General features: G+C 57.7%; 1 pseudogene. It reads left to right on the forward strand.

From position 1 onward, the window contains the following. The first annotated feature begins 68 nt into the window (after positions 1 to 68). Positions 69 to 1,168 (forward strand): annotated as a pseudogene (locus tag M0D64_RS44790) (ISAs1 family transposase). The last annotated feature ends 8 nt before the right edge of the window (positions 1,169 to 1,176 follow it).

Here is a 1,176-nt window from a genome sequence, read left to right on the forward strand (position 1 = left end):
CAGGGCTGTTAACTTTATCCCCCGTGTGTTAACGTTCCTGCTGTTCACGTCCATACGATGAGGAGACGATGCTGCTTGGGGGGCTGTTTTCAGGATTGGTCGATCAGCGCGAAGCGAAAGGCAAGCGATACGAGCTGGAGCCATTGCTGTGCGGGTTGTTGCTGGCGGTGCTATCGGGAGCGACGTCGCTGCGGAAAATGGAGCTTTTCATCAATGAACGGCTGGAGCAGCTAAACACGCTGTTTGGCACGACATGGAAGAAAGCTCCGACATGGGTAGGCATTCGCCGGTTTCTGCTCAAGCTGGATGTTCAGGCGCTTGAAGAAGCGCTTCGCCAGCAGGCCGACAAAGATTCGTCGGCGCGCGATGGGCTACAGTTCGTAGCCATCGATGGCAAAGCTTTACGCGGTAGCGCCTCACGGGTGACCGATACGCGGGCCCGGCAACTGGTGTCTGCTTTTACCCAGTTCGACCTGATTGTGCTGGGGCATCTTGAGGTGGATGAGAAAACGAATGAAATTCCGGCCGCGCAAGCGCTGATCGAGGCGTTGGGCCTATCGGGGCGCGTCTTTACGCTTGACGCCATGCACTGTCAAAAAAAACACTGTCGCTAGCCATGGCGCGTGGTGCCGACGTGCTGGTTCAAGTGAAAGAGAACCAGCCTGAGCTGCTTGCCGCCTGCCAGATGTTGCCGCAGTTTCATCGACCCGCACAACAGCATGTTGACCATGACAAGGGTCACGGGCGAGTCGAGATGCGCACGGTCCAGACGTTTGTCCCGCCAGCCGGATGGTTGCCGGAAGACTGGCAACCTCTGGTGAAAGCAGTCGTGAAAGTGACGCGCGAGGTTATGCACAAGCGTAAGGGCGTGGCCGAGATCAGCGTCGAAACAGCCTGGTGGGTCAGTACCGCACACCTTGAGGCCGGACAGTTTCAAACGGCAATTCGGGGCCATTGGCGCATAGAAAACCAGAACCACCATGTTCGGGATGTGGTCCTGTTTGAGGACGCCTGCCGTATCCGCGAACAGCCCGGCATCCTGGCTCGATTGCGCTCGATCGCGCTGAATTGCATGCGCGCGAGCAAGGTTTCAAGCGTCTCTCGAGCGCTCTACCGGAATGCACTCAACTTCGACTGCGCCGTCACTATTGCCGGAGGGAGAACTTAACAGCCCTG

Origin of the sequence: Paraburkholderia sp. WS6, assembly GCF_030464835.1 — a bacterium.
Lineage (GTDB): Bacteria > Pseudomonadota > Gammaproteobacteria > Burkholderiales > Burkholderiaceae > Paraburkholderia > Paraburkholderia madseniana.